The following is a 3,302-nucleotide window of genomic DNA, read 5'->3' on the forward strand; positions in this document are numbered from 1 at the left end:
CCAGGCCCGCCGCCTCATAGCGGGCCAGCCACGCATGCACCGTCTGCCGTGACACCCCGACCTTGCTGGCCACCTGCGAAATCGACAGCCCATCACTGATGACCGCCAAAACGGCCTGATACCTCTGCTCAGCCACGCTGATCTCCCTCACAACGGGAGTGTCAAGGATCAGCCGAAACAGCTGTCAAGCATCAGCCGAAACAACGTCAAGCATCAACCGGAGACGAAATGGCAAGCATCAACCGGTTACACACCTCGTCGGTGCCCCCACTAGGACTCGAACCTAGGACCTGCGGATTAAAAGTCCGTAGCTCTACCAACTGAGCTATAGGGGCGCGAAGGCCAAGGATACTGCCCGCCCTTCAACCCCGCGTTTGGGGATTGGGCTGGGCATCGCCTAAGCTCGTGACCGCTCCACGTTGAAGCGTTGTGATGTACCCCGGAGAGATTCGGCCAGGCCCCCTTCGTCTAGCGGCCTAGGACGCCGCCCTTTCAAGGCGGTAGCGCGGGTTCGAATCCCGTAGGGGGTACGCACGACGTGGAAACACGGAGTAACAAGCAAGGCCCTGTGGCGCAGTTGGTTAGCGCGCCGCCCTGTCACGGCGGAGGTCGCGGGTTCGAGTCCCGTCAGGGTCGCCAGATCGGCGAGGCACCACTGAACTGGGGCCTTCCGGCCAGGTAGCTCAGTTGGTACGAGCGTCCGCCTGAAAAGCGGAAGGTCGCCGGTTCGATCCCGGCCCTGGCCACACATTCAGCCGCCGCCTCGGGCGGCTCTGACCAGACCGCCGCCGATGATCAACCGCTGGATCTCGCTGGTCCCCTCAAACAGTCGCAGCAACCGCACGTCGCGGTAGATCCGCTCCACCGCAACCCCGCGCATGTAGCCGGTGCCGCCGTGGATCTGCACGGCGAGGTCGGCCACCTTCCCGGCCATCTCGGTGCAGAACAGTTTGGCCACCGACGGCGCGATCCGGCGATCCTCACCGCTGCGCCAGGCGCGGGCGGCCTCGCGCACCAGTGCCCGCCCGGCCATCACCTGGGTCTGCTGGTCGGCCAGCATCGCCTGCACCAGTTGGAAGGTGCCGACCGGGGCACCGCCCTGGGTGGCCGACGCCGCGAAGGCCACCGACTCCTCCAGTGCGCGCTGGGCGGCGCCGACCGCCAGGGCGGCGATGTGGATGCGGCCGCGGGCCAGGGATGTCAGCGCCGCCCGGTAGCCGACGTCCTCGCTGCCGCCGATCAGCGCGTCCGGGCCAACCCGGACGCCGGTGAAGTACACGTCTGAGGTCCAGGCCCCCTCCTGGCCCATCTTGGCGTCCTTGGCGCCCACCTCCACCCCGGGTGCGTCGGCGGGCACCAGGAACACCGCGATGCCGGCGCCGCTTTCGCCGGCGGGTCTGGTCCGGGCGAACACCACGAAAAGGTCGGCCACCGGCGCGTTGGTGATCCACCGCTTCTGCCCGGTGATCACCCAGTCGTCGCCGGACCGGGCGGCGGTGGTGCGCAACCCCGCCGGATTGGAGCCCGCGCCCGGTTCGGTGAGGGCGAACGAGGCGACGACCTCACCGCTCGCCATGGCCTCGAGCCAGCGCGCCTTCTGCTCCTCGGTCCCGAAACCCACCAGCACCTGACCGGCGATGCCGTTGTTGGTGCCGAACATCGAGCGCACCGCCAGCGAGGTGTAGCCCAACTCCAGCGCCAGTTCGACGTCCTGGGTGATGTCCAGGCCCAGGCCGCCCCACTCCTGCGGGATGGCGTAGCCGAACAACCCCATGGCCTTGGCCCGGTCCCGGATGTCGGCAGGCACGGCGTCGCCGTCGGCGATCTCCGATTCCCGGGGGACCACCACCGAGCGGACGAACCGGCGGGTCTGGGCCAGGATCTGCTCGAAGTCGTCGTCGCTCACCACGGACTCCGGTGTCATCAGCCCATCAAATACGATGGCGACACGAGACGATCGGGAGGGTGATCCGATGGCGCTGCTGGCCGGACGGACCGCGATCGTCACCGGGGGCGCCCGGGGCCTCGGGTACGCCACCGCCGAGGTTTTCATCGCCGAAGGCGCCAGGGTGGTGCTCGGCGACCTGGATGCGGATCGCACCCGCGAGGCCGCCGAGGCACTCGGCGGGGCCGACGTGGCGCGGGCGGTGCGCTGCGACGTCACCTCGGCCGCCGACGTCGACGCACTGGTCGCCGCGGCGGTGGCCGACTTCGGCCGACTGGACGTCATGGTGAACAACGCCGGCATCACCCGCGACGCGACGCTGCGCAGGATGACCGAGCAGCAGTTCGACGAGGTGATCGCCGTCCACCTCAAAGGCACCTGGAACGGCACCCGGTCGGCCGCCGCCGTCATGCGTGAGCAGGGCGGCGGAGCGATCGTCAACATGTCGTCGATCTCGGGCAAGGTGGGCCTGGTCGGGCAGACGAACTACTCGGCCGCCAAGGCCGGCATCGTGGGGATGACCAAGGCCGCCGCCAAGGAACTCGCCCACCTGGGGGTGCGGGTGAACGCGATCCAGCCGGGCCTGATCCGCTCGGCGATGACCGAGGCCATGCCGCAACGGATTTGGGACGCCAAGCTTGCCGAGGTCCCGATGGGCCGGGCGGGGGAGCCCCGCGAGGTGGCCACCGTGGCGCTGTTCCTGGCCTCCGATCTGTCGTCGTACATGACCGGCACCGTCCTGGAGGTCACCGGCGGGCGGCACATATGACCCGGCTCGCCCAGACCCTGGGCCTGACCGAGTTCCAGGCCGAAATCCTCTCCACGGTAAGGCGTTTCGTCGACAAGGAGATCATCCCGAACGCCCGGGAACTCGAGCACTCCGACACCTACCCGCAGGCCATCGTCGACGGGATGCGGGAGATGGGACTGTTCGGCCTGATGATCCCCGCCGAGTACGGCGGCCTGGGGGAGTCGCTGCTGACCTACGCGCTGTGCGTGGAGGAACTGGCCCGCGGGTGGATGAGCGTCTCCGGGGTGATCAACACCCACTTCATCGTCGCCCATCTGATCGGCCGGCACGGCACCGACGAACAGAAGCAACGGTTCCTCCCCCGGATGGCGACCGGTGAGACCCGCGGCGCGTTCTCGATGTCCGAACCCGACGCCGGCTCCGACGTCGCCGCCATCCGGACCCGGGCGGCCCGCAACCCCGACGGCGACTACACCCTCGACGGCCAGAAGATGTGGCTGACCAACGGCGCCAGTTCCACCCTGGTCGCGGTCCTGGTGCGCACCGACGAGGGCGCCGACACCCCGCACCGCAACCTGACCGCCTTCCTGATCGAAAAGCCCAGCG

At 68.7% G+C, this 3,302-nt stretch carries 4 protein-coding genes and 4 tRNA genes; 5 read left to right on the top strand and 3 right to left on the bottom strand.

The features are described from left to right. Positions 1-151: helix-turn-helix domain-containing protein (locus tag ADBZ5U_RS15285; protein WP_526811619.1), on the bottom strand; the 151-nt coding region annotated here is incomplete at its 3' end. A 111-nt stretch (positions 152-262) separates the two neighbouring features. Further along, a tRNA-Lys gene (locus ADBZ5U_RS15290) sits at positions 263-335 on the bottom strand. Positions 336-457: 122 nt separating this feature from the next. Here ADBZ5U_RS15290 and ADBZ5U_RS15295 point away from each other — a divergent pair. The 3 genes from ADBZ5U_RS15295 (at position 458) to ADBZ5U_RS15305 (ending at position 746) form a co-directional block, all read left to right on the top strand. Continuing rightward, positions 458-530: transfer RNA gene (locus ADBZ5U_RS15295), tRNA-Glu, on the top strand. A gap of 32 nt (positions 531-562) precedes the next feature. Continuing rightward, positions 563-639: transfer RNA gene (locus tag ADBZ5U_RS15300), tRNA-Asp, on the top strand. A 33-nt stretch (positions 640-672) separates the two neighbouring features. Then, positions 673-746 (top strand) — tRNA-Phe (locus ADBZ5U_RS15305). A gap of 5 nt (positions 747-751) precedes the next feature. Here the strand turns inward: ADBZ5U_RS15305 and ADBZ5U_RS15310 are convergent. Then, positions 752-1,924, bottom strand: coding sequence for an acyl-CoA dehydrogenase family protein (locus ADBZ5U_RS15310; RefSeq protein WP_526811613.1), 1,173 nt, complete (start codon positions 1,922-1,924; stop codon positions 752-754). 49 nt (positions 1,925-1,973) lie between these two features. Here ADBZ5U_RS15310 and fabG point away from each other — a divergent pair, with 49 nt between their 5' ends. Together fabG and ADBZ5U_RS15320 are read left to right on the top strand one after the other, a co-directional pair. Next, the gene (fabG, locus tag ADBZ5U_RS15315) at positions 1,974-2,714 is read left to right on the top strand and encodes a 3-oxoacyl-ACP reductase FabG (RefSeq protein WP_526811615.1); all 741 of its coding nucleotides are present in this window, start codon (positions 1,974-1,976) and stop codon (positions 2,712-2,714) included. Next, a partial coding sequence (locus tag ADBZ5U_RS15320; RefSeq protein WP_526811617.1) for an acyl-CoA dehydrogenase family protein occupies positions 2,711-3,302 on the top strand: 592 nt, incomplete at its 3' end. The genes fabG and ADBZ5U_RS15320, both read left to right, overlap by 4 nt.

This window comes from Mycobacterium sp. (genome assembly GCF_040398885.1).
In the GTDB taxonomy this organism is placed as follows: Bacteria; Actinomycetota; Actinomycetes; order Mycobacteriales; family Mycobacteriaceae; genus Mycobacterium.

Excerpts from the sequence above, each read along its gene's own strand:
- ADBZ5U_RS15310 (WP_526811613.1), bottom strand. The coding sequence starts at position 1,924 with ATGACACCGGAGTCCGTGGTGAGCGACGACGACTTCGAGCAGATCCTG.
- fabG (WP_526811615.1), top strand. The coding sequence starts at position 1,974 with ATGGCGCTGCTGGCCGGACGGACCGCGATCGTCACCGGGGGCGCCCGG.